This is a genomic window from Rhodanobacter sp. OR87 (genome assembly GCF_000473345.1).
In the GTDB taxonomy this organism is placed as follows: domain Bacteria; phylum Pseudomonadota; class Gammaproteobacteria; order Xanthomonadales; family Rhodanobacteraceae; genus Rhodanobacter; species Rhodanobacter denitrificans.
This window is the reverse complement of record NZ_AXBJ01000015.1, coordinates 22,378-47,816: the sequence shown is the minus strand read 5'-3', so window position 1 is coordinate 47,816 and position 25,439 is coordinate 22,378. Positions and strand designations below refer to the sequence as shown.

The window sequence follows — 25,439 nt, the reverse complement described above, 5'->3', positions numbered from 1 at the left end:
GCAGCCACGCCACGCCGACGGGGAGTCATCGCGTGGAAGCGGCACCGGGCTCGCGGTTTGGCAAAGCGACTGTGTGAGGTCAAACCTTTTGCGGCTCCTCGCACCCCAGCCCGCACGACGTTGTTTCGACCTGCAGCGTCACGTGATGGATGTCAAAGCGCGCCTCCAGCATCTGCGCCAGCCGGAGCCGCAGCGCTTCTGCGTCTGATGCGTCGCCATCCATGATCACATGCGCCGCCATCGCCGAACGCGTGCTGCTGAGCGCCCATACGTGCACATCGTGCAGCGCAGCCACGCCCGGAGTGGCCAGCATTTCGGCGCGGACCCGTTCAGTATCGACGCCACGAGGCGTCCCCTCCATCAGGACATTCCCGGCCTCTCGCAGCAATGTCCATGTCCGCGGCAGCACCCACAGACCAATCAACACGGCGATGATTGGATCGGCAATGTAAAAGCCGGTGAACTTGATGATCAACGCGCCGATGATTACGCCGACCGAACCGATCATGTCGGCCCAAACTTCCAGATAGGCGCCTTTCACGTTGAGGTTTTCACCGCTGCCGGCCTTGAGCAATCGCATCGAGATGAGGTTGATCACCAGCCCGAGCACCGCGATCACCAGCATGCCGGTGGAGGCCACCGACGGCGGTTCGCTGAAACGCCGCACCGCCTCCCACAAGATGTAGCCGGCGACGAGGAACAGCAAGCCACCATTGACGAGTGCGCCGATGGCTTCCATGCGCGCGTAACCATAGGTGCGTTTCGCATCGGGGGGACGTCGTGCCAGGCGCACGGCGGTCAGCGAGATCGTCAGCGCGATCACATCGGTCGCCATGTGTGCCGCGTCCGACAACAAGGCCAAGCTGTTGGTAAGCAGACCGCCGATGATCTCGGCGACAAGAAACATACTGGTCAGGCCGAGTGCCCACCACAGCGGCGTCTCGTGCCTGATCTCCGTACCCACATGATCGTGCCCGGCATTCATCAGTTGTCTCCACTCACGTAGCTTCGCCACGCCATGCGGAACACCCGCCATGCCGAGCGCAGAAACATCAACAACAACGCCGACGCAACCAGCAGATCGGGCCAGCCGGCGCCGAAGAAGCCGACGCCGGCGGCCGCTGCCAGCACGGCGACACCTTCGAACACGTCATTGCGCGAGCATTCCCAGGCCGAGGCCATGTTGACGTCGCCTTTGCGGTAAGGCAGCAGCAGGCGCAGGCATGCGGCATTGGCGACCAGGTTCAGCAAGGCGGCGATACCGATCGCCTCGAAGATCGGCACGCCAGGATGCAGGAGACGCCAGCCAATCTGGATGGCGACTGCAAGCGCCGCACCAAGAATCAGTGCGCCCTTGAACAGCGCCACCCGGGCCTTCGCGCGGTCACTGGCACCAACAACCGCAAGGCTCAAGAGGTAGGTGAGCGCATCCCCAAGATTGTCCAACCCGCCGGACAGCAGCGACGACGAACCGCTGTAGATCGCCGCGGCCAGCATCATCGTGAAAGTAGCGAGGTTGATCGCCAGAACGATCATCAACACCCGACGCTGCCGCGCCTGCAACGCGGCAATATCGATGGTGGTGGCACAACACGTATCAGACATGAGCCGGTAACCCGATGGATTGGATGCATGCTTCAGGTATTGGAATCCCTCATGGCGGCGACCACTCTACGCGGCCGCCGCCGTGTTATGAAATGACACCGATGCAGCGACGTGAGTACTCCCGCTGCCCCGATTAGTCGTTATCCACACGCCCGTCGATCGGCCACGCCCGATCCACCGTGCTCTGGTAGACCCAGCCCGCAACACTCTGGCCGGTGCGTCCGTGCAAACGGATCAGCTGCACGGCCCGTTCGGCTTGGTCGTCCTCGCAAAACACTTCGAGCTTGATCTGCTTGGTCACCCGTTCGCCCAGTTCCATCGAATAGATCTGTTCCTGGGCACTGAGCGCGGTCAACAACCCTTTGACGTCGCTCACCGAGAGATAGCGGAACCCACCGTCCTCCAGGGCATGGATGACGTCGACCACGCGGCCGCGATGGATGAATGCCTTTACTTCTTTCATGGGGTGTTCTCCTTGGCGAGGCGCCGGGCGGCGCGTTCTTCGATCCAGTCGTAGAGCACCGGCAGCAGCACCAGCGTCAGCAACGTCGAGGTGATCAGCCCGCCCACCACCACGGTGGCGAGCGGACGCTGGGTTTCGGCACCGACGCCGCTGGACAACAGCATCGGCACCAGGCCCAGGATCGCCACGCTGGCGGTCATCATCACCGGGCGCATGCGTAGCGCGGTGCCGCGGATCACCGCCTCGCGCACGGGCAAGCCTTTCTCACGTTGCTCGTTCAAGAAACTCACCAACACGATGCCGTTCAACATCGCCACGCCGAACACCGCGATGAAGCCGATCGCCGAGGGCACCGACAGGTACTGCCCGGTAATCGCCAGCCCGACGATGCCGCCAATAGTGGCGAACGGCACGTTGGCCAGGATCAGCGTGGCGTGCTTTACCGAGTTGAACGCGGTGTAGAGCAAGACGAAGATGAAGAAAATCGTCGCCGGCACGATCAGCGACAACCGCTTCAACGCCCGCTGCTGGTTCTCGAATGCGCCGCCCCATTCGCTGTAGTAGCCGGTCGGCAGCTTCACCTGCTGCGCGATGGCGGCATTGGCCTCCTTGACGAAGCCGTCGATGTCGCGACCACGCACGTCCATTTGGATCACCGCATAACGCTGCAGCTGTTCCCGACGGATGAACGAATAGCCTTCCGCATCACTGACCTCGGCCACTTGCGACAACTGCACCAGCGCGCCACTGGCCGTGCGGATCGGGATGCGCTGGATCGCCGGCAAGGACGCCTTGTCCGCATCGTCCAGCCGCACCGCGATGTCGAAGCGTTTCACGCCATCGAGCAGGGTCGTCACCGGTTCGCCACCGATGCCGTTCTTCACCACGGTCAACACGTCGTCGGCGTTCAAGCCATAGCGGGCCAGTGCATCGCGATCCACCTTGATGCGGATCTGTGGCTTGCCGATGTTTGCCTCCAGCGCGAGATCGGCCACGCCGGGCACCCCGGCCAGCGCGTTTTTGATGCGGCCGCTCAGGCGATCCAGCTCGCCCAGATCATCGCCGTAGATCTTCAGCGCCAACGTGGCGCGCACACCGGAGATCAGTTCCTCGATACGCATCTGGATCGGCTGGGTGTAACTCACCACCGCGGTGGGCAAGGCCGCCGACAGTTCTTTCTGCATGGCCTCCTCGATGCTCTCCAGCGTCTCGCCCTTGCGCCATTGATCCTTAGGCTTCAGCGGGGTGTACACCTCCATGTAATTCACGTCGGCTGTCTCGCCTTTCTCGGCGCGACCGATCATTGCCAGCGTGGTTTCCACTTCCGGAAACTTCTGTTTGATCAGCGTCGACACCTGTTTGGAGATGGCGATCGACTCGTCGAGCGATGCCGACGGGATCGAGGTGATCCGCCACATGATGGCGCCTTCCTTCAGGTTGGGCATGAACTCCTTGCCGAGGAACGGGAACAGCGCGAGGCTGCCGAGCAAGGCACCGGCGGCGATGCCCAACACCAGTTTGCGACGTGCCAACGCCCAGGCGAGCACCGTGGCGTAATGGCGTTTCAGGAACGCCACCAACCAGGTGTCCTTCTCTTCCTTCGGTTTCAGCACCAGCGCGGCGAGTACCGGGATCAACGTCAAGGCGAGAATCAGCGATCCCGCCATCGCGAAGCTGATGTTGAACGCCATCGGCTTGAACATCTTGCCTTCCAGTCCTTGCAAACTGAACAGCGGCAGGAACACCACGATGATGATCAGGATCGCAAACGCCATCGGATTGGCCACTTCGCGAGCGGCTGCCAGCACGGCGGCGGTACGATCCACCGGACCGCCGTGCGCCTTGCGTTCGGCCATGATGCGGTAGGCGTTCTCCACCATCACCACTGCGCCATCCACCATCATGCCGATACCGATCGCCAGCCCCGCCAGCGACATCAGATTGGCCGACAGCCCCACCTGATTCATGCAGATGAAGGCAATCAGCATCGCCAGTGGCAACGCCACGACCACCACCAGCGCGCTGCGGAATTCGCCCAGGAACAGGAACAGCACCAGCGCCACCAGGATCGAACCTTCCACCAGCGCGCGCACCGCGGTGCCCACCGCGGCATTGACCAGTTCGGTGCGCTCATACACCGGTTTCACGACCACACCCGGCGGCAAAGATTGCTTCACCGTATCGAGCTTGGCTTTGACCGCATCGACCACGCTCTTGGCGTTTTCACCGATACGCGCCAGCGCCATGCCCAGCACGACTTCCTTGCCATCTCGCGTCACCGCCCCGGTGCGCGGTGCCCCAGCCTCGGTAATGGTGGCCACGTCCCGCACGTAGATCGGCGTGCCGTCTTCGGTCTTGAGGACGATGTTGCCCAGATCCTTCGCGTTCTGGATCAAGCCCAGTCCGCGTACCAGATACTGCTCGCGTCCCACGTCGACGAAGTTGCCGCCGACCTGGGCGTTGTTCGCCTGCAACGCCTCGATCACCTGCTTGAAGCCGAGTTTGTGCGCGATCAGTTTCATCGGATCGATGCGCACCTGGAACTGCTTTTCCTGCCCGCCCCACGAACTGACGTCGTCGACGCCGGGCGCGGTGCGCAGGATCAACCGGATGGTCCAGTCCTGCAGCGTGCGCAAGTCCATATCGTTCGGTGCCGTGCCGGCCGTGGCACCTTTGAGCTTGTCGTCGGCGCGTTCGACGGTGTACCAGAACACCTGACCCAAGCCGGAGGTGTTCGGCCCCATCTCCGGCTTGCCATAACCCGCCGGCAGGCGATCGCCCACCTGCTGCAGCCGCTCGTTGACCAGCTGACGGGCGAAGTAGATGTCCATGCTGTCGTCGAAATACACCGACACATAGGACAAGCCGAACAGGCTCACCGAACGGATCTGCTCGACCTTGGGCAAGCCGGCCAGTGCCGACTCCACCGGCGTGGTCAGCAGTTGTTCCACGTCCTCTGCCGCAAGTCCCGAGGCTTCGGTGTACACATTGACCTGCACCGGTGTGACGTCCGGGAAGGCATCGATGGGCAGCTGACGCACCGCCTGAAAACCAAGGAAGCCGATCACCACGAAAACGATCAGCACCAGCACCTTGTAGCGCAGGGAGAATTCAACCAGACGTTCCAGCATCATTCTTCTCCCAACTGCGAGCGCAGCAAACGGGCCTTCAAGGCGAAGGCGCCCTTGCGCACGTAGGTGTCGCCGGCCTTGAGGCCCTGGGTGACCATCGTCCAGCCATCACGGGTGTCGCCGACCATCACCGGCGCCGGCTCGAACGTGCCGTTGCCTTTGGCCAGGAACACGGTCGGCTGGTTTTGCAGCAACACGATCGCTTCGGCCGGTACCGCCAGCTTCGGCACCGCCTCACCGACCGCGATGCGCGCTTCGACCAATTCGCCCGGGCGCAGGAGGTTGTTCGGGTTGGCAACTTCGATGCGCACCGGCACGGTGCGGGTGCGTTCGTTCGTCTGCGACGAACTCAGGATGACCTTCCCCGTCAGCGTCTGGTCGTGCGCCAGCACGCGCGCGTCCATGCCGGGTTGCGCGCGGGCCGCATCGCCCGGCGCGAGTTGCGCCTCGACCCAGACCGCGTCGTCGTTGACCAAGGTAAACAGGGTACGGCCGGGCTCGACGCGTTCGCCGATGAGGAACTCGTCACTGGCGATGCGCCCGGCGGTCGGCGCCAGCAATGCATAGCTGCCATCCGCCTTGGCGGAACCCGCGCGCAGCATGCCGCGGATCTGGCCGTCGGATAGCCCGTAGGCACGCAGCTTGGCACGCGCCTGATCGCGCTGCACCTTCGCTTCGTTGTAGCGTCGTGCCGACACCGCCTGCGGTCCCAGCGACGCGATCCGTTGCCAGTCCTGTTCGGCCACGATCAACGCGCCTTGCGTCTCGGCGACCTGCACGCTGGAGAGCACCACCAACGGCGCACCGGTTTTCACCACGTCGCCGAGCTTGGCCTTGCGGGCCAGCACCTGCGATTCGACGCGCGGCGACACCAGCACGGTGGAATACGCATCGGCTTTCACTTCGCCGGGGGCTTTCAGTTCATCGGTCAGGGCGCGCGTGGCGGCCTTGTCGAGCACGATGCCGGCGTCCTTGATCGCCTTGGCATCCAGCGCGAGCGGATTGGCGGGTGCGGGTTCCTGCGCCATGACAGGGCCGGCCAACGCGGCCAGCAGCGCCATGCCCAGCAGGCTGCGTTTCAAAAGAGAGAGATTCATCGGGGGATATCCTGATTAAGGCCGTCCTGAGTAGGACCGTCCTGAGTGCGGCCATCGAGCCAGTCGGTCAGACGGCCCGCAGCGGTGAGGTAGTCGAACCAGGTCTGCCAGGTTTGGCTTTCCAGTTCCTGGCCGGACAGCGCGGTGTCCAGGCTCTGTTTGAGCTGCACGAGGTAATCGGACGTGCTGATTTCGCCGGCACGCCAGAGCTTCTCCAGCAACGCGGTGCGATCCTCGAATGCAGCGGCCCGGCCGCTGCGAAAGGCTTCGGTCGCACTGCGCAAGGCGGCGTAACGGGCTTGCGCTTCCTGCAGTCCGGCGCGCAGCACAAACTGGCGTGAGCGCACACCGGCCGCCGCTGCATCGGCTTCCGCACGGGCGGCATCCACTTCGGCACGTCCGGTGTTGAGCACCGGCAACGGAATGGACACGCTCAGACCGATCACCTGATCGGTGCGCGGCCCGCTGCGTACCTGTCCGCCGGTCAAGCTCAGCGTGGGATCGGGGATACGTGCCCGGCGGGCGACTTGCACCCCGGCCTCGGCACTCGCTTGCTGGGCGCGGGCCTGGCGCAGTTCGGGCAGTTCATCGACGGGCAACGGCGTAACACTGCCCGCCGCCGGTGACATACCGTTGGGCAACGGTGGCAACGCGGTCAGTTGATCGCCACTGATGGCCAGCAACGCCGCACGAGCTGCCGCTTCATTGCCCGCGAGTGTGGCTTGTTGCACCTGCGCCTCACCGAGCGCCAAGCCGGCCAAGTCGCGTTCCGGACTGCTGATGTCGCCCACCTTCAACCGCTGTGCGGCCAAGTCATCGAAGCGCTTCATCAGCGCCAGGCGGCGTTGCCCCAGTTCGCTCTGTCGGGCTGCGAGTGCGGCCGTCGACCAGGCTTTCAGCCAGCGGGTGGCCACATCGCGACGCAGCAGGTTGTAGCCAGCTTCGGCCGCCAGCAGGTCGGCCTCGCCCTGGCTGGCGCGAGCGCGGCGTTTGCCGGACAGATCCAGCGGCAGGCTGATGCCGGCCGTGCGCCGATTGGCGTCGGCATTCTCCGCATCAAGCGACAGCGAGGGGTTGTACAGCGGCTGCGCAGCGGCACGCGCACGGGCCTGGGCAGCATCCAGATCCGCGCGCGCGGCCTGCACCTCGGGACTGGCTTGCCAGATACGGCGCACCGCATCCTGCAAGGGCGACGTCGACAACGATGTCGGCAGGGGAGCTACCGGTGGGGAGAAAGGGGATACGGGCGCGGCACTGAGCATCGCCGCGTACAACAGACACACGGCGCCGATGGGCACCGAACGAAAAACAGACATGAAGCGATCTCCTGAAAACGGTCACGAAGCGACGAACTGCACCGGCGGTGGCGTCGCGTAACGGAGCGGTTTCAGGCGATCGGAGGGCGCAGCAGCGAGCCGGTCGTGGCCGGCGTGAATCCCGAATGGAGGGTGAGCGGTGCGAAGCGTGCTTCCATCATGGCGATGGGAAGCGATGCGCTGACGGGGAACGTCACCGAATGGGCACAGGCACAGTGGCAACTGCGCCCTTCACCCAGAAGACAGGAGTTCGCATCGTCAGCCGATACCGAACTGACGGCGGTGTCCGCCAACAGGGTGGTCGGGGCAGCAGCGGTCGCCGACGCGAATCGCGCTCCCGGTCCATCGGCCACGCAGATCGATCCGCTGACCAGTTTGATCAGCAACACGGCCACGGCCAACACCCACAATCCGCGGTGGCGGCGCAGGCGAGTCAGCAGTGATGGCGCAGACCGATACATCCCATGATCCTATACGACAGCCACGCTGTTAGACAATTTCACTTGGGCGCCGGTCGTGATGAATTCAGACAACCCCCTACCGGCACCGTTTGACCCCTATGAAGGATGGTCTACCCGCAGCACGACTTCTGTTGCTGGATCGGCGGACACGGCACGCTGCCGTACGAGCAGAACACGCAGCAGTCGCCCGCCTTGGGCCGGAGCAATTCGCCGCAGCCCTCACAGTCGTAGAAGAACTGGCAGGCGTCGGTCGGCATGGTCTCGGTGGCCTGATGGTCGCAATGCGGGCACGTCAGCGTGCTCTGCAGGATGGGCTCAACCGCCATGGTTTTGCGCCGTAGCCGGAAAACCCGCCTCGGTAACCGTGCGCGCCAGTGTCGACTCCGTCGTGCGATCGGCATCGAACGTCACAGTGACAGTCTCGGCCTTGAGATCGACCTTCGAGCTCGTGACACCCGCTATGCGGCTCAAGGCTTTCTTGATCGTCACACTGCAGCTCGGGCACGTCATGTTCGCCGCATGCAGCACGGCCGTGGTGGGTGTTGCCGCATGAGCCATGCCCAGCCCCAAGATGGCGACCATTACGAATAGCCACTGACGCATCGTTCGTCTCCTACAAAAACCAGCCAATGAAATAGGGAAACAGCAACAACGGCACGGTCAGCACGGTGGCTGTCCACAGCCAAAACCGCCGCCGCCGCAAGACCGTCGGCTCGACGCAGGTGCCCTCGGTGCGGCAACGCGACCATGGCCCATACAGCGTCCAGAACGCGAGACCAAGGCTAAGCAAAGTGGCCGCGATGAACCATGGACGCCAGGGATCGAGCGCCGTGAGATAGGCGATCCACGCCCCGCTGATGCCCAGCAACACCAGCACCAGCGGTACCACGCAACACACGGATGCCCCGATCGCCGCGAGCAGCGCGACGATCACGGCGGGTAGCGACGATTTGGCTGGTAACGTATTCATGAGCGCATACTAACTTCCGTACCCAACTACGGAGTCAAGCATGACTTCCGCCCTCACCATCGGCCGGCTGGCCCTGGCCGCCGACGTCCACATCGAGACCGTGCGCTACTACCAGCGGGTGGGCCTGCTGCGTGAGCCCGAGCGCCCGTTGGGCGGTGTGCGTCGCTATGAACACCAGGATCTGGCGCGTCTTCAGTTCATTCGACGCGCCAAGACCATGGGTTTCACGCTGGACGAGATTGCCGGACTTCTCCACCTCAAGGGCAAACGAGCCTGCGAGCAGACGCGTCGAATGACCGAACACAAACTCCTCGATGTGCGCCGCAAGCTGGAGGATCTGAAGCGGCTGGAAACGGAACTTATGCAGCTCGCCGACGACTGCGCGCATGCGCCGCGTGGGGAGCATTGCCCGACCTTGAATTTTTTGCATCAGACGTAGCGCTTATCGGCCTGTGACGTCTGCGTACGGCGTGGTGCGAACCTCTGAAATGAAACTTCGGACACGTGCCAGTGGGCCGATGAGGAATAGAAAAGCGAAGAAGAAAGTATCTTGGCACTCTGTTACGAGCCAGATGGCACCGAACCGTGGCTTCCCAATCTCTACTCCCCCGCTGGAGCAGCCGTTTAAGCGACGCGGCCCCGCCAACAGACCAGTGATCAAGGATATGTATTCGATCCATATCCGTGGGTTTTGCGCTGGCGGGCTAGCTGTTGACTCTGTTGACTGGAACCTCCGCGCTGAACCATCCGATGGACAGCGCGGTCGCCAGCGCTTGAACCATGACGAAGATGCCAAGCGCCATCCCGAACCCAAGCCGAAGCGCCTCGCCGAACAGGAGGCTACCCACGCCGAATCCAGCGAATAGTGCGAAGACGTTCAAGCCCATCGCCTGTCCCGGGCGCTTTCCTCCAAGCGCGGTGACGATGCCCCCGAAGAGGGGCTGCGTCATGTCGTAGCCGAGAGAAAGGACGGTCACGGCCACAATCGCGAGTATCAGGGGACCGTTGAAAATCAGGGTAGCTGCACCTAGGGCACCCAACCCAAGCCCGATGGGCAACAACCTGGCGCGCCCCCAGCGGTCGGCGGCCCGGCCGATCAGCGGGCCGAACAAGAAACCAGGAATCCCGTAGCCGAGCAGGGCTACACCAATCCCTACCGGGCCAAGACCGTAACGCTGCTCGAAATAGACACCGAGCCACGTGAAGACGCCAGAGTGAAAAATCGAATTGACGAAAACATAGCCATAAGTGCGCTGCCCCCGCGGAGTGCCGATGAGATCGCGATATCCGAGGAATAGCTCTCCCATCGTCTCGGGAACAGCCTTCCTCCTCGACGAAATAAGTGAACGGCGGAGCAGCAGCACCACGAACACACCCACGGCGGCCAAGGCGACCAAAACAAAGAGGCCGCGCCAACCAAGCAGAGGCTCCAGCACGGCACCGAAAGTCGAGCCGAAAGCCATGCCACCGGCCATTGCTCCGAACAGCCAGCCGAGGGGCCGTCCACGTTGTTCGTACGGATACAGGCTGCCGATGCCGCTTTGGGCCGTCGCGGAGCATGCCTTGGCGGCCTTGTCGTCGCGTCCGCTCAGTCCGCGCGCCGCGCGTGATCGGTCCGCTTCGCCGTGCCCTGGGTCAGCTCGGCACGTACGCAATGCGCGTCGATGATCGACGTTACCGTGGCATACCCCGCCACCGCGAACTGTTGGCGGGGCTGCCCTTTGTTTGGAACCACGAAGGATGTCCGCAGGACCTCCAGTCGCGCACCAACCGCTGGCAGTGGCGTGACTCGATAACAGACATCCAAACGCGGGCCATCCACATGGCCAACCCAGCCATCAGTGTAGGAATCGGTCGCGTACGCGATGCGGCCAATGGTAAGGCCCGCGAGCAGCAGCGGGAGGCTGAGACAAGCAGTAAACGATTTCATGGTCGTTCTCCAAAAATGACAACCACAACAAACACCGCCAGGCGCACGCATAACGTGCGTGGCGGTACTGCTTTCACGACCGCCGGCTGACCCTCGACAGTTGGGGCCAGCCGGCGACGTGGTCTGTCAACGTGCCGGACGGATCGCCGTCACCGTGCTACCCGTGCTGGCCTGATGGAAGGTGAATTGCACCTTATCGCCCACCTTCACGTGCGTCAGCAGCTCCGGCGAAGCCACCTTGAACGGCATCGTCATGGCCGGCCAGCCGATGGCGGCAATCGCCTCATGCTGCAGCGTGAGGGTGCCCTTGGTGGTGTCGACCGCCTTGACCACGCCCACGCCCTGCACATCGGCGGGTGTGGCTTCATGCATCCCAGCCATGCCCGGCATGTTGGGATCCATCTGCTGAGGGTTGGCAAACACCGGAGCCGTGAACAGCGCAGCGGTGATCGCGAGGGTAATGCATGGCTTTTTCATGGGTCAGTTTCCTTGTGGGTTGGAGTGAAGTGTGGCGTTTGTCTTGCTGGCTTTACGCAGCCGATAACGAACCAGCAGGCGGTACGCCGCGGGTATAACGAGCATGGATAGCAAGGGTGCCGTGACCATGCCGCCGATCATCGGGGCGGCTATGCGCTGCATCACTTCCGAGCCGGCGCCATGGCCGAGCAGGATGGGAAACAGACCGGCGAGAATGACCGCGACAGTCATTGCCTTCGGGCGCACGCGCTGCACGGCACCCTCGCGAATCGCTTCGTCCAGCGCTTCTGGGCCGGCGTGGGGATCGAGCGCAAGTTGGTGCTCCCAGGCATGGTGCAGATACAGCAGCATCACCACGCCGAATTCAGCGGCGACTCCGGCCAGCGCGATGAAGCCGATGATCGTGGCCACCGACACCGCATGACCAAGCAACCAGATCAACCACAGACCGCCGACCAGTGCCAGCGGCACGCTGGCCATGATCAGCGCCGCTTCGCTCACGCGTCGGAAAACGGCATAGATCAATAGAAAAATGATCACCAGCGCAATCGGCACCACCACCTTGAGTCTTTCCATGGCACTGGCCAGGTATTCGAACTGACCGGACCACGCCACGGTCGTACCCGGCGGCAATTTGACTTGCTGCGCCACCGCGCGTTGCAGGTTGGCCACCACCGTGCCCAAATCGCTGCCGGCCGTATCGACGTAGACATACGTGGCCAGCTGCCCGCCCTCGCTTTTCAGCATGGACGGTCCTGCTTCAACGGCAATGTCAGCGATCTGGCCAAGTGTAATCTGCGCACCGTTGGCTGCGACGATCGGCAACTGCCGCAGCGCTCCAATGGAATCGCGCTCGGCACGCGGGTAGCGCACCACGATGGGATAACGTTCGCGCCCTTCGACGGTCTGACCGATTGGATCGCCACCGACCACGGTTGCGATCAGTTGCTGCACGCGCTCCTGGGTCAACCCGTAGCGCGCGGCGACATCACGGCGGATGTGCACGTCGACGTAGCGGCCGCTGGTCGGGCGCTCGGCAATCGCTGAGCTGACACCGGGCACGGTCTTCGCCACCGTCTCGATCCGATCGGCCACAGTCTGCAGCGTAGCCAGGTCGGTACCCAGCACCTTGATGCCGATTGGGCTCTTGATGCCGGTGGAGAGCATGTCGATGCGGTTGCGGATCGGCGGCACGAACAGGTTGGTCAGCCCCGGCACGTGCACCGCCTTGTCCAGTTCCGCCTTGATCTTGTCCATCGTCATGCCGGGCCGCCACTGGTCCTTCGGCTTGAAGGTGATCGCGGTCTCGAACATTTCCAGCGGCGCCGGATCGGTGGCCGTTTCGGCGCGCCCGGCCTTGCCAAACACATGATCAACCTCGGGCACGGTCTTGATCATGCGATCGGTCAACTGCAGCAACTGCGAGGCCTTGCCGGCGGACAGCCCCGGCAGTGCAGTGGGCATGTACAGCAATGTGCCTTCGTCCATCGCGGGCATGAACTCGCTGCCGAGCTTGGTCATCGGAATGACCGCGGTGAGCAGCAGCACACCGGCCAGCACCAGGGTTGCTTTCGGATAGCGCAGCACGGCTTCGAGGAGAGGCCGATAGCCATGGATCAAACCCCGGTTGAGCGGATTGTCGCGCTCGGCACGGATGCGCCCGCGGATCAAATAACCCATCAGCACCGGCACCAGCGTCACCGCCAGCCCAGCCGCTGCCGCCATCGCGTAGGTCTTGGTGAAGGCCAGCGGCTTGAACAGCTTGCCTTCTTGCCCCTGCAGCGCGAAGACCGGCACGAACGACAGCGCGATGATCAACAGGCTGACGAACAACGCGGGCCCCACCTCGGCGGCGGCCTCGGCAATCAGCGACCACCGCTGCGCACCTTGCGGTTCACGTCCGTCGTTCGCGTCACGCCAATGTTCCAGATGTTTGTGCGCGTTCTCGATCATCACGATCGCCGCATCCACCATCGCGCCGATCGCAATGGCGATACCGCTGAGCGACATCAGGTTCGCCGTGACGCCTTGCAGATGCAGTGCAATGAAGGCGACCAACACGCCCAGCGGCAGCGTGATCACGGCCACCAGCGCCGAGCGCAGGTGCCCCAGAAACAACACGCAGACCAGCGTCACCACCAGGAATTCTTCGAACAACTTGCTCCACAGGTTCTCCACCGCGGCGTCGATCAGCTGCGAGCGGTCGTAGGTAGGCACGATCTCGACGCCGGCCGGCAGGCTGCGCTGCAGTTCCGCTAGCCGTGCTTTCACGGCGGCAATGGTGGCCTTCGCGTTCTTGCCCGTGCGCATCACGATAATGCCGCCGACCACTTCACCTTGCCCGTCCAGCTCGGCAATGCCACGGCGAAACGTCGGGCCCCGCCGCACCGTCGCCACATCGCGCAGCAGCACCGGCACACCGCCGGCGTTGGTGGTGATCGGCACGTTCTCGAAGTCCGCGCGGCTCTTCAGATAGCCTTCGCTGCGTACCATCAGTTCCGCTTCGCCCTGTTCGATCACCGAGCCACCGTTGGCGCCGTTCGCGCTGCGTACCGCATCGACCAGCTGCGCCACGGTGACGCCGCGCGCCGCCAGCGCCTGCGGATCGGGCACGATCTGCCAGGCGCGCTCCATGCCGCCCAAAGTGGCGACCTCGGCGACATTCGGCACGGTTTTGAGCTGATAGCGCAGGAACCAGTCCTGTAGCGCACGCAACTGGCCAAGATCGTGCTGACCGGTACGATCCACCAGCGCGTATTCGTAGATCCAGCCGAGTCCCGTGGCATCAGGGCCGAGGGCAGGCGTGACTCCGGCCGGCAGGCGATCCCGCGCCTGGCTCAGGTACTCCAGCACACGCGAACGTGCCCAGTACAAGTCAGTGCTGTCATCGAACAACACATCGACGTAGGAGTCGCCGAAGAACGAAAAGGCGCGCACCGTCGTCGCGCCAGGTACCGAGAGCATGGTGGTGGCCAATGGATAGGTGACCTGATCCTCGACCACCTGCGGCGATTGGCCCGGGTAACTGGTGCGGATGATCACCTGGGTGTCAGACAGGTCGGGCAGCGCGTCGACCGGCGTGCGCGTCACCGAGAACATGCCCATCAGGGCCAAGGCCAGTGCAGCCAACAGCACGAACACGCGATGCGCAATCGCCGCGCGAATCAGGGCGGCGATCATGGTCGGTCTCCCATCGGCATGCCCGGCATGGGCACGCTCGTGGCCGGCGCCGGTTTGGTGGGGGCGTCATTCAGACGCTCCAGCGCACCGGACAGGCTCGCTTCGGAATCGATCAGAAACTGGCCGGAGACCACGACTTTCTCACCACCCGCGAGGCCATCGAGAATTTCCGTATAGCCGCCGGCCGCCCGCCCGATGCGCACCGATACGGCACGAAAGTGGCCATCTCCCTCGGCGAGAATGACTCGCGTGTGGGTGCCCGTCGCGATCAGCGCGTCGTCCGGTACCACCGGTACGGCCACGTCCGGAGTCGGGTTGAGTTGCACGGTAGCGAACATGCCCGGACTCAAGGCACCGTCGGGATTGTCGAGCACGATGCGGGCGCGCTGGGTGCGCGTCACCGCATCCACGTCCGACAGCAAGGTTTCCACGGTGCCGTGGAACGACCGACCCGGCAGGGCATCGACCGTGACCCCCACCGGCGTGCCGCTGCGCACCGTGCCGGCCACCGCCTGCGGGAGTGCCGCCTCGACCCACACGGTGGACAGACCGTTCAAGGTCATCAGGGTCTGGCCTGCAGTGACGCGCTGGCCTTCACGCACATCCAGTGTCGTGACGACGCCCGCTTGCGGGGCGTGCAGTGTGATCGCCGCATCCGCGCCATGACGCGACGACTGAATATCCGCCGCTGTCAGCCCCAACACCTGCAGCCGTTGCCGCGCTGCGGAGCGCAGCTCGCGCGCGTCGGCGGACCGCGCCTGCTCCAGCGCGCGATATTCCGCCAACGCACTGTTCCATTGCGGCGCCAGCAACTGCGCCAGCGGTGCGCCGGCAGCGACCACGGTATACGGCGCGCGCACATCAAGCTTGCTGATTACCGCATCAACCCGCGCGCTGATCGTGCTGGCCTGGCGCAAGTCCCAGGTAATCGTACCGGGCACCCTGATGGCCGAAGCCAGCACCCGCCGCTCGACTAGTGCCGTGCGCACGCCGAGGTTTTGCACGGTGGTGGGATCGATTTGGATGACATCCTTGGGTCCACCATCATCGGCATACTTGGGCACCATCTGCATGCCCATCGGCGACAGGCCCGGCTTGTCGAAATGCTGCTGCGGCACCATCGTGTCGTACCAGTACAGGACTTTTCGCTCACCGGCATCCGTTGCTGATGCCGCGTTGCCAGTCGACGCCGATGCCGACGGTGCATGCCGGCGACCGCCGAGATAGCCAACCACCAGCAGTACCGCCGCGAGCAAGACGCCGGCGAAAATCATCAGGGCAGGTTTCAAGTGTGCGCGCTTCATGGCGTCGTCTCCGAATTGGGTAGCAGATAGGCCAGCGCGGCCCACAGGCGCGCATGGGTCGCCAGTGCCTCGGCGTAGGCCAGCCGCTGTTCGATTTCATCGCGACGAGCATCGAGCCATGGCTGCAGCGCACCACCACCGCGGTAGCTGGCCAGCGCCGTGCGTGCACGATCCCGTGCGAGTGGCAGCAACGTGTCCTGATAGCGCTGGACTTGTCGTCCCCAACCCTGCCAATTCACCACCGCACGCGCCACCGCTTCGCGCTGGGCGCGACGCGCATCTTCGTGATCGGCCTGCACTGCATCCCATTGCGCCTGCTTGGCGCTGATTCCCCGATCCTGCCGGTTGCGGGTGAACAGCGGCAGGCTCACACCCACCTGCAAGGTCACCATGTCCGAGAGATACGGCGCGCGCCGGCCATACTCCACCGACACGTTCCAATCCGGGTGTTTGGCAGCCCGTGCCTGGGCGAGTGCGGCCTCAGCTACCTGTTCGCGTGCTTGCCACGCCTGCATGGGTGCCTGCTGATCAATGGCTTGCTCAAGTCGAGCAGGCGCTACCGGCAGCACCTGGAAATCAGGCGTGTCGGCCACGGTGGCCGCGTCCTCACCAAGCCAACGCTGCAACCCCGTATGTGCTGCGGCGAGATCGGCGTCAACGGCCTCCAGTCGGTTGTCCAGTGTGGCCGCATCCGTGCGCGCCGCCAGCGCGTCGGTGGCGCTGCCGTCGCCACCGCGCAGCCGCGCCTGCGCAATCAGCACGGCTAATGCGCTTTCGCCGCGCAACTCGCCCAGCAGCGCACGTTTCTGTTGTGTGGCCCATACCTCGATCCACGCATCGGCAATGCGTTCGCGCACCGTTTGCGCGGCGCCGACGTAATCGGCTTCGGCTGCGTCAATCTGCGCAGCGGCCAAACCGCGCTCGGCGTCGCGCGCCGCTCGCGATGGAATCGTCTGCATCACGCCGACGGTGCGCATGGTCATACTGTCCGAGCGCAGGCTGAAAGCCCCTGGGCTGGTGACGGGGAAATTGGAAAGTCCGAGCGTCAGGGTGGGATCCGGCAACTGTCCGGCGCGCGCACCTTCCTCGCGGGCTGCCGCCGTATCGGCGGTACGCGCTTCAAGTTGCGGCGCCCGCGCCAGGCCTTGCCGAACGGCCGCCTCAAGCGTCAGCGGTGGCTCGATGGCACCGGCCGCCGTGGCCAAGGCTCCCCACAGGAGCGCGGCCAGACCCGGCACCATCAGGCGCCGGGCAAAGTGATGGGACAACATGGGTGAATACTCCGCTGGTCTGCGATCTGCGTCGCGCCATGCAGGCGCGACGCCACATACGTCAATGCCGCAACGTGTCAGATCAGATCAGGAGTGAGCAGAACAACAACATGGGCGGAGGTGGCGGCGCGCGCAGATGCCCGGCCCGTTGGAGCGCGCGATTCGATGGCAGCGCAACGACGGCGGGCGCCATCAGCATCGATGGCATTGCCGGCAACACGCTTAATGGCACCGCCGTCGTATGCGCTTCAACCTGCGTCGCGTGATCGGGCGTGCAATGCTTTTGGCACAGCGGGCTGGCGGGGGCATCCTGATTCTGCGCACAGCCGCCGTCCATGCCCGACATCGAAGTCATCAGCGCAGCCGCCGGTGTCGCTTCGGGGACCGTCGGACAAACGTAGGCAGCCAGTGCCGTCTGCTGCCAAAGCAGCAGCAGCGTCACCAGCCAGATAAGGCGGCGACGTGTGGCGCGATGCATGCGGAAAGGACGGGCCATAGGCAACACTATATCTCCAAAATACCAAGAATTTCATTGACCTGAATCAACTACAGATTGTCGGCCCGGTCTCCTTCGCTGTTCTTGCCGGCCAACCCCGGCCCTCCTGGAGAACGGGGTGGTCGCCAAGCCCGATACCAAGGTGTGCTGGGCGTGAGGAAGGAAACACATGGTGGCGTACTCCCGCGTGCCGGCGAAGGCATCGCGCTGGATTCGCTTCGCTTCATTCGCCGGCGTTGGTCATCTCAGCCATGCCGTTTTCGGCCCAGTCGCAATGCGTTGGCAACCACCGACACGGAGCTCAGGCTCATCGCCAAAGCGGCGATCATCGGGCTGAGCAACAGGCCCGTCACGGGGTACAGCACGCCGGCCGCAATCGGTACACCCAGCGCGTTGTAGAGGAACGCAAAGCCCAGGTTCTGCTTCATGTTGGCGACGGTGTCGTTGGAAATCGACCGTGCCCGCACGATGCCGCGCAAGTCGCCCTTCACCAGCGTCACCTGCGCGCTCGACATTGCCACGTCGGTGCCGGTGCCCATGGCGATGCCGACATCGGCGCCGGCAAGCGCGGGTGCGTCGTTGATCCCGTCGCCAGCCATCGCGACCCGGTGTCCCTCGGCTTGCAGCTGTTGTACAAGTTCGATTTTGTCCTTCGGGCGGACCTCGCCATGTACTTCGTCGATGCCCAGGGTACGCGCGACCGCATGGGCGGTGGTGACGCCGTCACCGGTGGCCATCACGATGTTCAGGCCCGCATCGTGCAGTGCCACGATGGCATCTTCGGTGGTGGCCTTGATCGGATCGGCCACCGCGAGCAGGCCGGCCAGGACGCCATCGACCGCCAGATACATCACGCTGGCACCGGCCCGGCGCAGCTCTTCGGACGGGATGGAAAGAACGGAGGCATCGACCCCGACCTCGTGCATCAGCGCGGTATTGCCGATCGCCAGGATGGCGCCTCCCACTTTGCCGCGTACCCCGATGCCGGTGGACGACTCGAAGCTCTCCGGCGTTTCTAGCGTCAGGTTACGATGGCGGGCTTCCGCGACGATCGCGTCGGCCAGTGGGTGCTCGCTGCCCTGATCGAGGCTGGCCGCCAGGCGCAGCACCTCCTGCTCGGTGAACCCTTCGGCCGCGAGCGCGGTGTGGAACGCCGGACGTCCCTCGGTCAAGGTTCCCGTCTTGTCCACGATCAGGGTGTCAATCTTGCGCAGGTTCTCGATCGCCTCGGCATCACGGAACAACACGCCTTCCCCGGCGGCGCGGCCGGTCGCCACCATGATCGACATCGGCGTGGCCAATCCCAGCGCGCAAGGGCAGGCAATGATCAAGACCGAGATCGCGTTGAGCACTGCGAACGTCCACGACGGGTCCGGGCCGAACAGTCCCCACACGAAGAAGGTCGCGACGGCGATCGCGAGGACCGCGAGCACGAACCAGAAAGCTACCTTGTCGGCCATGCGCTGCATCGGTGCGCGCGAGCGTTGCGCCTGTGCGACCAGTTGCACGATCTGCGACAGCACGGTCGCCGAGCCGACTTTCTCCGCCCGGATCACCAGGCTGCCGGTGCCGTTGAGGGTCGCGCCGATCACGCTGGAGCCGATGGCCTTTTCGACCGGGACGGGCTCCCCGGTCAGCATCGACTCGTCGACATGGGAGTGTCCCTCGATGACTTCGCCGTCCACCGGCACCTTTTCGCCGGGGCGTACGCGCAGGCGATCACCGACGTGAACGCGGCTGAGTTCGACATCCTCCTCGCCGCCATCGTCGCGCAGGCGGCGTGCGGTTTTGGGGGCCAGCCCTAGCAGGGCTTTCAGGGCAGTCGAGGTCTTCGAGCGGGCACGCAGTTCGAGTAGCTGGCCGAGCAAGGTCAGCGAGACGATCACCGCGGCGGCTTCGAAGTAGACGCCCACGCGGCCGTGTTCGTGGAATGACTCCGGGAACAGGTCCGGTACAAGGGTGGCGACGATGCTGTAGCCGAACGCCGCGCCGACGCCGATGCCGATCAGGGTCCACATGTTGGGACTGAGGTTGCGGACCGACTGCACGCATCGAACGAAGAAGGGCCAGCCTGCCCACAACACCACCGGCGTGGTCAGTACCAGCTCGATCCAGGTCCGGGCGTCCACCGGCAATCGGGGGAAGTGGTGGCCGAACATCGCCAGTACGAGCACCACCAGCGTTGCCGGCAAGGTCCACCAGAAGCGGTGGCTGAAATCACGCAGTTCGGGATGGTCCTCATCGTTCAGTCCTGGCATTTCCGGCTCCAGTGCCATGCCGCAGATCGGGCAGATGCCGGGACCGTCCTGGCGCACTTGCGGATGCATCGGACAGACATACATCGTTCCCGTCGGTGCCTGCACGGGGGCACCATCGGGTCGCCGGGTCAGATATTTGGCCGGATCCCTCGTGAAACTTTCCAGGCAGCGCGCCGAACAAAAATGATGCGTTACTCCATCATGTTCGGCGTGATGGGCGGTCTGGTGTGGATCGACCTGCATGCCACAAACCGGATCGATCGCGGTTGTCACTGCGCCGGGTTGGGTGTGACGTCCGTGGTTGTCGGCGCCCGTGTGGTGATGATGGGTGTTCATGCATCCTCCCATGACGATGGCAATGGCTTGACGTTGATCGACGTGTCAGTGTCCGTGGCGGGCGAAGTCGGACGTCGTGCCGTCGCGGCCGACCAGCTCAACCACGTAAGGCTGGACGCGGCCATCGGGCATCTCCATGCCCGGCGAACCGGCCGGCATGCCCGGCACGACGAGGCCCTTGGCATCGGGCTTTTCAGCCAGGAGCCGCTTGATGTCCGGCGCCGGCACATGGCCTTCGACAAAATAGCCGCCCACTTCGGCGGTATGGCATGACCCTTTGCCGAACGGAATGCCGACCTGACTCTTCACCGAATCGAGGTCGTCGACATCGCGCACGTCGACGTTGAAGCCCGCGGCACGCATATGGTCGACCCACGCGCCGCAACATCCACACGTAGCGCTTTTGTGCACCAGCATGACTGGAAGCGATGCGGCCGGTGAGCTTGCTGTTGCGGCATGGATTGTCGCGGAGGATGGCTGGCTGGACTGCGCATCGACGGGGTAGGTGCAGGCACCAAGCGCGCTGAAGGAAACAACGGAGATGGCTGCGAACAAAACGTTTCTTGCATTCATGGCTGAGATGCTCATTCGCTTCACGGTCATTCTCCCGATACCGGTGCGGATTGCCACTGGATCGAGACGATCTTCCAGTCTTTGCCGTCCTTCTTGAGATTGAGCAGTTCGCGGCTGCGCAACATGGTCGGCTTGCCCTTGACCATGGCTTGGATGTCGCTCTCGCTGCCGACCATCGCGGTGTCGCCCATCGGCATCGAACCGAGCGAGACGGGTGTGATCCTCGCGCTCTTCAGGAACGCGATGTCCTCGCCGAGATGGCCGTTCGCGTAGTCGTCACGCGTCTGGGTATGCCCGCCTTCGCTGATGGTGACATCAGGTGCCAGCAGGGCAAGCACCGCCGTTCGATCGCCATGCTGCAAGGCCGTGTGGAACGCCTGTGCCACAGCTTCGGCCTCTGGTGCCGCCTTTGGCTTCATTCCATCCAGCGACAGCGGGGTTTCGGCTGCAGGCGCGGTGGTCGACGCATGATCATGGCTATCCTCTGGAGCGGCGCCATGGCTGTGACCGGCCTCGCCGGACATGACCATGTCTTTCATGTCGGCAGCACCGTGAGCGTCCTCGTCAGCAGCCCCACCGTGGCTATGGCCGCCTTCGTCGCCCATGTCCATGTCTTCATCCGGCGGCGCCTTCGCCACCATGTCCTTGTATTGCTCCGGCGTCATGGCCGGCAGCTTCTGCAGGAACGCGACCATGCTCCAGATGGTGGGATCGTCGTGACTGCCACCCCATGCCGGCATCGCGCTCATCTTGATGCCGTGCTTGATGATCCAGAACGCGTCCTTCGGATCGACCCGCGTCTGTGACAGATTCGGTGGCTGCGGGTACAGTCCGGGGCGAAGCTCCGAGTCCTTCATGCCCGGCTTGAGGTGGCACTGGGTACACATAGCCGCGTACTGGCCGGCCCCTTTCAGGATCAGCTGGGGATCGTTGAGATCCGGAACCGTGAGGTCTTCCGAGCGGACATGAATGGAGCGCTCGCGCAGGGTCTGCATGACCGCGAACACCGGCTTGGTGTGATGGTCGTCGGCGCCGATGTTGTAGATGCCGGAGTACACGAACGCGCCTGCACCGATGGCAAGGACGCCAAGAACAACGGCGACGGTGATGCTGTGATGCTTGATGTGCTGTTTCATGATGTTTCCCCTTAAAACCAGATGCGAACGCCGGCCACGATCTGCCGGTCGAGAACGGGTTGATGATCCTGCCGCGCGTAGTCGGCGGTGGTGCCGATGCGACGCACCCAGTTCACGCCGATGTACGGCGCGAACTGACGACGGATCTCGTAGCGCAGACGCAAGCCGAACTGAATGTCGGACACGCCGCTACCGATCCGGCGTTGCGGATCGTTCTTGCCGTACAGGTTGATCTCCGCTTCCGGCTGCAGGATCAGGCGCTGGGTGAAGAGCATTTCGTATTCGGCGCGCAGACGCGCGGCTGTACGACCGGAAGCCCCGACGTAACCCGTCGCTTCCACCTCGAACCAGTACGGTGCCAGGCCCTGCACGCCAAAGGCCGCCCACGTGCGCTTGGGGCCTTCGCCCACGTCCTGGCGACCGCCGAGCTGAGTGCTCCAGAACGTGGCGATGTTGTGGTTCCAAAACGCTTCGAGGTCGCCGTCTTCCAGCTTGCCGCGGCTGCGCTCGCCTTCAGTGCGTACCCACAGCTTGTTCTCGTCGTTGCCGTACCAGCCTTCGGCTTCCCAACTCTGGCCGTTGGCATCGCGGCCGTGGAAGGCTTCCAACTGGTCGATCAACAGCCTGCCCAGCGGTGCGTTGTCGGCCATGTCCATGCCTTTCATGGAGCCGTAGCCGACGCCGTCGGAGTAGTCGGAGCTGCGCGCATTCGCTGGCGGACTCCCGCCCTGCATCGGGCCCATCGTCATGCCCGGCATCGCACCCATGCCGGTCATGTCGCCTTGATCCTTCTTCGGCATCGCGCCGTGATCCATACCGGCCATGCCGCTGTGGTCCATCCCCTGCATCGCTTCCGGGCTCATGCCGGGCATCGACGAGTGATCCATCCCCGACATGTCGCCGGCGGGTGCTGCCGATGCGGCAGGTTTGGCGGGCGTGGGCATGTCCGACATCGCGCGGTGATCCATGCCAGGCATGCTGCTGTGATCCATGCCCTTCATGCCATCCATGTTGTGGGAAGCCGGCGTCGGCGGGGCTGCGACGGGTTTCTTCCTGGCTTTCTTGGCAGGCGGTTTCGTTGCCGGCTTCGCCGTGCTGCTCGCAGCAGCCGGCATGGCCATACCGGACATGCTGCCGTGATCCATGCCTGGCATGGAGCTCATGTCCATCGACGATGTGCTGCTGGACGCGGGTGCACTCTGCGCCGTGACCACCGGTGGCAACGCCAGCAATATTGCGGCCAGCAACGCGGAACGCAGCGGGACGACTGAGGTGCTGCGGCGATTCATTTTCATGACACCACCACTTCGCGGAACATGCCCGCTTCCATGTGATACAGCAGGTGGCAGTGGTAGGCCCACCGACCGGGGTTGTCGGCCGACACCGCATAGGTGATGCGCTGCGCCGGCTGCACGTTGATGGTGTGCTTGCGTACCTGGAACTGGCCTTCGGGATTCTCCAGCTCGCTCCACATGCCGTGCAGGTGGATCGGATGGTTCATCATGGTGTCGTTGACCAGCACGATGCGCAGCCGTTCGCCGCTGTTGAAATGCACCGGCTTGGCGTCGGAAAACTTCACGCCATCGAACGACCAGATGAAGCGATCCATATTGCCGGTCAAGTGCAGCTCGATCTCCCGGCTGGGTTCGCGCGCGTCGATCGGTCCGCCGATGGTGTGCAGGTCGGCGTAGGTCAGCACGCGTCGACCGTTGTCGCGCAGGCCGATGCCCGGGTCGTCGAGGTTGGTACGCGGCATGTCCACATGCATGTCCACGCCGGGGCCGTATTCGGTGCGGGCGTGGCGCACCACAGGCGCTGGCGCAGGTGCCATGCCCGGCATCGCACCGTGATCCATGCCGGCCATGCCCTGCATGCCCTGCATGCCGCTCATGCCCGACATGCCTTGCATGTTCCCGTGACCGGCATCACCCATCGCCATCGCACCCATCATGTCCTGCATGGCCAGCCACTGAATGGGATCGGGCTTGGGCACGTCTGCTTCCATGCCGGCGCGCGGCGCCAGCGTGCCGCGAGCGTAGCCGCTGCGATCGATCGACTGGGCGAACAGCGTGTACGCGCGCTCGTCCTGCGGCTCGACCATCACGTCGTAGGTTTCGGCCACCGAGATGCGAAATTCGTCGACCGACACCGGCTCGACGTCCTGGCCATCGGCCGAGATCACCGTCATCTTCAGGCCCGGAATGCGCACGTCGAAGATCGTCTGCGCCGATCCGTTGATGAAGCGCAACCGGATCTTCTCGCCGGGTTTGAAGATGCCGGTCCAGTTGCCCGCCGGCGCCGCACCGTTCATCAGGTAGGTGTAGGTGTAGCCGGAGACGTCGCCGAAATCGGTCGGGTTCATGCGCATCTCGTTCCACATCTTGCGCATGGCCAAGGCCTGGCCCAGCCCCTTCTCGCGCACATCGCGAAAGAAATCCGGCACCGTGGGCTGGGCGAAGTTGTAGTAGTCGCTCTGCTTCTTTAGCTTGGCGTAGATGCGCTCGGGATTTTCATCGGTCCAGTCGTTGAGCATCACCACGTAATCGCGATCGGTCGGATGGCGATCCGGGCTGGCCGGTTCGATCACCAACGGGCCATACAAACCCGTCTGTTCCTGGAAGCCCGAGTGCGAGTGGTACCAATAGGTACCGCTCTGGCGCACCTTGAACTGGTAGAGAAAGGTTTCGCCGGGAGCGATGCCGTCGAAGCTGATACCCGGCACCCCATCTTCCTGGAACGGCAGGATGATGCCGTGCCAATGGATCGAGGTCGGCACGCGTAACCGGTTGGTCACTCGAAGGTTCACCGTAGTGCCTTCCTTCCAGCGCAGAATTGGACCCGGGATGCCGCCATTGACGGTGGTCGCCAGACGCGTGGCGCCGGTGTAGTTGACCGGTGTTTCGGCAATATCGAGTGCGAAATCGGTGCCGCTCAGCACGGTGGGCTGGCCGGGGCTGGTCAGCGCCCAGGCATTCGAAGGACGCAGCAGGCCCAGGCCGGCTACGGCACCGCCGATGGCCACGCCTTGCACGAAACGACGCCGCGACAGATCCGCCGGGGGCGGGGAAAACAAGTTCATGGGATCTCTCCAAGGCAGGTGATATCGAACATTACCGATACCGATCACAGCCGATTGCTTGCGATCGCCGACACGCGACGATCGAACGCAAAGCTCATTAGCAACGAGGGAGAGTCAGACCGCCGGTGGTCGCAACGGAGGGGCGGTATTCAACGAAGGCGCGCTGCTGGGCAGCGGCAAGGCGTAGCGGGCGGTGATCGCAGTCGAGATCAGGGCAACTGCTGGTCCGGGTGGCAACGTGGTACTGCACATCGCGGCACAATTGCAGGTGTGTCCCGTCATGCCACCGCAGCAACCGGCCTGATCGTCGCAACAGGATCGGGATGCCTTGACGGCCACATGGTGGTGACAGTGTT

At 63.9% G+C, this 25,439-nt stretch carries 23 protein-coding genes; 1 reads left to right on the top strand and 22 read right to left on the bottom strand.

Going from position 1 to position 25,439, the window contains the following annotated elements; genetic code table 11:
• Window positions 1–79: 79 nt before the first annotated feature.
• From RHOOR87_RS19250 to RHOOR87_RS0112565, 10 genes are all read right to left on the bottom strand, one after another.
• A complete protein-coding gene (locus RHOOR87_RS19250; protein WP_043795557.1) occupies window positions 80–985 on the bottom strand; it encodes a cation diffusion facilitator family transporter in 906 nt (301 codons plus the stop codon).
• The gene (locus RHOOR87_RS0112605) at window positions 985–1,605 is read right to left on the bottom strand and encodes a cation transporter (RefSeq protein ID WP_027485206.1); all 621 of its coding nucleotides are present in this window, start codon (window positions 1,603–1,605) and stop codon (window positions 985–987) included. The genes RHOOR87_RS19250 and RHOOR87_RS0112605 overlap by 1 nt, the downstream gene beginning before the upstream one ends.
• Window positions 1,606–1,738: 133 nt before the next feature.
• On the bottom strand, window positions 1,739–2,068 hold the full coding sequence (locus RHOOR87_RS0112600) for a P-II family nitrogen regulator (protein WP_027485205.1): 330 nt from the start codon (window positions 2,066–2,068) through the stop codon (window positions 1,739–1,741).
• Window positions 2,065–5,199, bottom strand: a complete 3,135-nt coding sequence (locus RHOOR87_RS0112595) for a CusA/CzcA family heavy metal efflux RND transporter (protein ID WP_027485204.1) — start codon at window positions 5,197–5,199, stop codon at window positions 2,065–2,067. Before RHOOR87_RS0112595 ends, RHOOR87_RS0112600 begins: the two co-directional genes overlap by 4 nt.
• Window positions 5,199–6,296, bottom strand: coding sequence for an efflux RND transporter periplasmic adaptor subunit (locus RHOOR87_RS0112590; RefSeq protein WP_027485203.1), 1,098 nt, complete (start codon window positions 6,294–6,296; stop codon window positions 5,199–5,201). Before RHOOR87_RS0112590 ends, RHOOR87_RS0112595 begins: the two co-directional genes overlap by 1 nt.
• Window positions 6,293–7,471 carry a TolC family protein gene (locus RHOOR87_RS0112585; protein ID WP_043795569.1) on the bottom strand — a complete coding sequence of 393 codons (1,179 nt, stop codon included), beginning with the start codon at window positions 7,469–7,471 and terminating at the stop codon, window positions 6,293–6,295. The genes RHOOR87_RS0112590 and RHOOR87_RS0112585 overlap by 4 nt, the downstream gene beginning before the upstream one ends.
• A 212-nt stretch (window positions 7,472–7,683) precedes the next feature.
• Complete coding sequence (locus RHOOR87_RS19245) at window positions 7,684–8,007, bottom strand: hypothetical protein (RefSeq protein WP_223250752.1); 324 nt, start codon at window positions 8,005–8,007, stop codon at window positions 7,684–7,686.
• A 176-nt stretch (window positions 8,008–8,183) separates the two neighbouring features.
• Entirely contained in the window at window positions 8,184–8,399 is a 216-nt protein-coding gene (locus RHOOR87_RS0112575; protein WP_027485201.1) for a GDCCVxC domain-containing (seleno)protein, read from the bottom strand.
• Window positions 8,389–8,676, bottom strand: a complete 288-nt coding sequence (locus RHOOR87_RS0112570) for a heavy-metal-associated domain-containing protein (protein WP_027485200.1) — start codon at window positions 8,674–8,676, stop codon at window positions 8,389–8,391. Before RHOOR87_RS0112570 ends, RHOOR87_RS0112575 begins: the two co-directional genes overlap by 11 nt.
• A 10-nt stretch (window positions 8,677–8,686) precedes the next feature.
• Complete coding sequence (locus RHOOR87_RS0112565; RefSeq protein WP_027485199.1) at window positions 8,687–9,043, bottom strand: mercuric transporter MerT family protein; 357 nt, start codon at window positions 9,041–9,043, stop codon at window positions 8,687–8,689.
• A gap of 40 nt (window positions 9,044–9,083) precedes the next feature.
• On the opposite strand from RHOOR87_RS0112565, the gene RHOOR87_RS0112560 reads away from it, so the two are divergent.
• Window positions 9,084–9,482, top strand: coding sequence for a MerR family DNA-binding protein (locus RHOOR87_RS0112560; protein WP_027485198.1), 399 nt, complete (start codon window positions 9,084–9,086; stop codon window positions 9,480–9,482).
• Window positions 9,483–9,747: 265 nt separating this feature from the next.
• Here RHOOR87_RS0112560 and RHOOR87_RS19240 read toward each other — a convergent pair whose 3' ends face one another.
• The 12 genes from RHOOR87_RS19240 to RHOOR87_RS0112505 form a co-directional block, all read right to left on the bottom strand.
• Window positions 9,748–10,698: an MFS transporter gene (locus RHOOR87_RS19240; RefSeq protein WP_231381789.1), complete on the bottom strand. Its 951-nt coding sequence runs from the start codon at window positions 10,696–10,698 to the stop codon at window positions 9,748–9,750.
• The gene (locus RHOOR87_RS20800) at window positions 10,632–10,973 is read right to left on the bottom strand and encodes a hypothetical protein (protein ID WP_168149676.1); all 342 of its coding nucleotides are present in this window, start codon (window positions 10,971–10,973) and stop codon (window positions 10,632–10,634) included. The genes RHOOR87_RS19240 and RHOOR87_RS20800 overlap by 67 nt, the downstream gene beginning before the upstream one ends.
• 126 nt (window positions 10,974–11,099) lie before the next feature.
• Window positions 11,100–11,450 carry a copper-binding protein gene (locus tag RHOOR87_RS0112550; protein WP_027485197.1) on the bottom strand — a complete coding sequence of 117 codons (351 nt, stop codon included), beginning with the start codon at window positions 11,448–11,450 and terminating at the stop codon, window positions 11,100–11,102.
• A gap of 3 nt (window positions 11,451–11,453) precedes the next feature.
• On the bottom strand, window positions 11,454–14,630 hold the full coding sequence (locus RHOOR87_RS0112545; protein ID WP_027485196.1) for an efflux RND transporter permease subunit: 3,177 nt from the start codon (window positions 14,628–14,630) through the stop codon (window positions 11,454–11,456).
• Window positions 14,627–15,919 (bottom strand): efflux RND transporter periplasmic adaptor subunit, encoded by a 1,293-nt coding sequence (locus RHOOR87_RS0112540; protein ID WP_027485195.1) that lies wholly within the window; start codon window positions 15,917–15,919, stop codon window positions 14,627–14,629. Before RHOOR87_RS0112540 ends, RHOOR87_RS0112545 begins: the two co-directional genes overlap by 4 nt.
• Window positions 15,920–15,930: 11 nt before the next feature.
• Complete coding sequence (locus tag RHOOR87_RS0112535) at window positions 15,931–17,205, bottom strand: TolC family protein (RefSeq protein WP_027485194.1); 1,275 nt, start codon at window positions 17,203–17,205, stop codon at window positions 15,931–15,933.
• Between the two features lie 82 nt (window positions 17,206–17,287).
• A complete protein-coding gene (locus RHOOR87_RS0112530; RefSeq protein WP_027485193.1) occupies window positions 17,288–17,701 on the bottom strand; it encodes a hypothetical protein in 414 nt (137 codons plus the stop codon).
• Window positions 17,702–17,946: 245 nt separating this feature from the next.
• A complete protein-coding gene (locus RHOOR87_RS0112525; RefSeq protein ID WP_081700006.1) occupies window positions 17,947–20,295 on the bottom strand; it encodes a heavy metal translocating P-type ATPase in 2,349 nt (782 codons plus the stop codon).
• 45 nt (window positions 20,296–20,340) lie between these two features.
• The gene (locus tag RHOOR87_RS0112520) at window positions 20,341–20,712 is read right to left on the bottom strand and encodes a DUF411 domain-containing protein (RefSeq protein ID WP_027485191.1); all 372 of its coding nucleotides are present in this window, start codon (window positions 20,710–20,712) and stop codon (window positions 20,341–20,343) included.
• 182 nt (window positions 20,713–20,894) lie between these two features.
• The gene (locus RHOOR87_RS0112515) at window positions 20,895–22,004 is read right to left on the bottom strand and encodes a c-type cytochrome (RefSeq protein WP_027485190.1); all 1,110 of its coding nucleotides are present in this window, start codon (window positions 22,002–22,004) and stop codon (window positions 20,895–20,897) included.
• Window positions 22,005–22,015: 11 nt separating this feature from the next.
• A complete protein-coding gene (locus RHOOR87_RS20795; protein ID WP_027485189.1) occupies window positions 22,016–23,299 on the bottom strand; it encodes a copper resistance protein B in 1,284 nt (427 codons plus the stop codon).
• Complete coding sequence (locus RHOOR87_RS0112505; protein ID WP_027485188.1) at window positions 23,296–25,083, bottom strand: copper resistance system multicopper oxidase; 1,788 nt, start codon at window positions 25,081–25,083, stop codon at window positions 23,296–23,298. Before RHOOR87_RS0112505 ends, RHOOR87_RS20795 begins: the two co-directional genes overlap by 4 nt.
• Between the last annotated feature and the right edge of the window lie 356 nt (window positions 25,084–25,439).

Bases quoted from the DNA above. Each gene is read 5' to 3' on its own strand.
- RHOOR87_RS0112535 (WP_027485194.1), bottom strand. From the start codon at position 17,205: ATGTTGTCCCATCACTTTGCCCGGCGCCTGATGGTGCCGGGTCTGGCC.
- RHOOR87_RS0112600 (WP_027485205.1), bottom strand. From the start codon at position 2,068: ATGAAAGAAGTAAAGGCATTCATCCATCGCGGCCGCGTGGTCGACGTC.
- RHOOR87_RS0112560 (WP_027485198.1), top strand. From the start codon at position 9,084: ATGACTTCCGCCCTCACCATCGGCCGGCTGGCCCTGGCCGCCGACGTC.
- RHOOR87_RS0112605 (WP_027485206.1), bottom strand. From the start codon at position 1,605: ATGTCTGATACGTGTTGTGCCACCACCATCGATATTGCCGCGTTGCAG.
- RHOOR87_RS0112545 (WP_027485196.1), bottom strand. From the start codon at position 14,630: ATGATCGCCGCCCTGATTCGCGCGGCGATTGCGCATCGCGTGTTCGTG.
- RHOOR87_RS0112530 (WP_027485193.1), bottom strand. From the start codon at position 17,701: ATGGCCCGTCCTTTCCGCATGCATCGCGCCACACGTCGCCGCCTTATC.
- RHOOR87_RS0112575 (WP_027485201.1), bottom strand. From the start codon at position 8,399: ATGGCGGTTGAGCCCATCCTGCAGAGCACGCTGACGTGCCCGCATTGC.
- RHOOR87_RS0112590 (WP_027485203.1), bottom strand. From the start codon at position 6,296: ATGAATCTCTCTCTTTTGAAACGCAGCCTGCTGGGCATGGCGCTGCTG.
- RHOOR87_RS0112550 (WP_027485197.1), bottom strand. From the start codon at position 11,450: ATGAAAAAGCCATGCATTACCCTCGCGATCACCGCTGCGCTGTTCACG.
- RHOOR87_RS0112515 (WP_027485190.1), bottom strand. From the start codon at position 22,004: ATGAAACAGCACATCAAGCATCACAGCATCACCGTCGCCGTTGTTCTT.
- RHOOR87_RS0112595 (WP_027485204.1), bottom strand. From the start codon at position 5,199: ATGCTGGAACGTCTGGTTGAATTCTCCCTGCGCTACAAGGTGCTGGTG.
- RHOOR87_RS20800 (WP_168149676.1), bottom strand. From the start codon at position 10,973: ATGAAATCGTTTACTGCTTGTCTCAGCCTCCCGCTGCTGCTCGCGGGC.
- RHOOR87_RS0112570 (WP_027485200.1), bottom strand. From the start codon at position 8,676: ATGCGTCAGTGGCTATTCGTAATGGTCGCCATCTTGGGGCTGGGCATG.
- RHOOR87_RS0112565 (WP_027485199.1), bottom strand. From the start codon at position 9,043: ATGAATACGTTACCAGCCAAATCGTCGCTACCCGCCGTGATCGTCGCG.
- RHOOR87_RS19250 (WP_043795557.1), bottom strand. From the start codon at position 985: ATGAATGCCGGGCACGATCATGTGGGTACGGAGATCAGGCACGAGACG.
- RHOOR87_RS20795 (WP_027485189.1), bottom strand. From the start codon at position 23,299: ATGAAAATGAATCGCCGCAGCACCTCAGTCGTCCCGCTGCGTTCCGCG.
- RHOOR87_RS0112505 (WP_027485188.1), bottom strand. From the start codon at position 25,083: ATGAACTTGTTTTCCCCGCCCCCGGCGGATCTGTCGCGGCGTCGTTTC.
- RHOOR87_RS0112520 (WP_027485191.1), bottom strand. From the start codon at position 20,712: ATGCTGGTGCACAAAAGCGCTACGTGTGGATGTTGCGGCGCGTGGGTC.
- RHOOR87_RS0112525 (WP_081700006.1), bottom strand. From the start codon at position 20,295: ATGAACACCCATCATCACCACACGGGCGCCGACAACCACGGACGTCAC.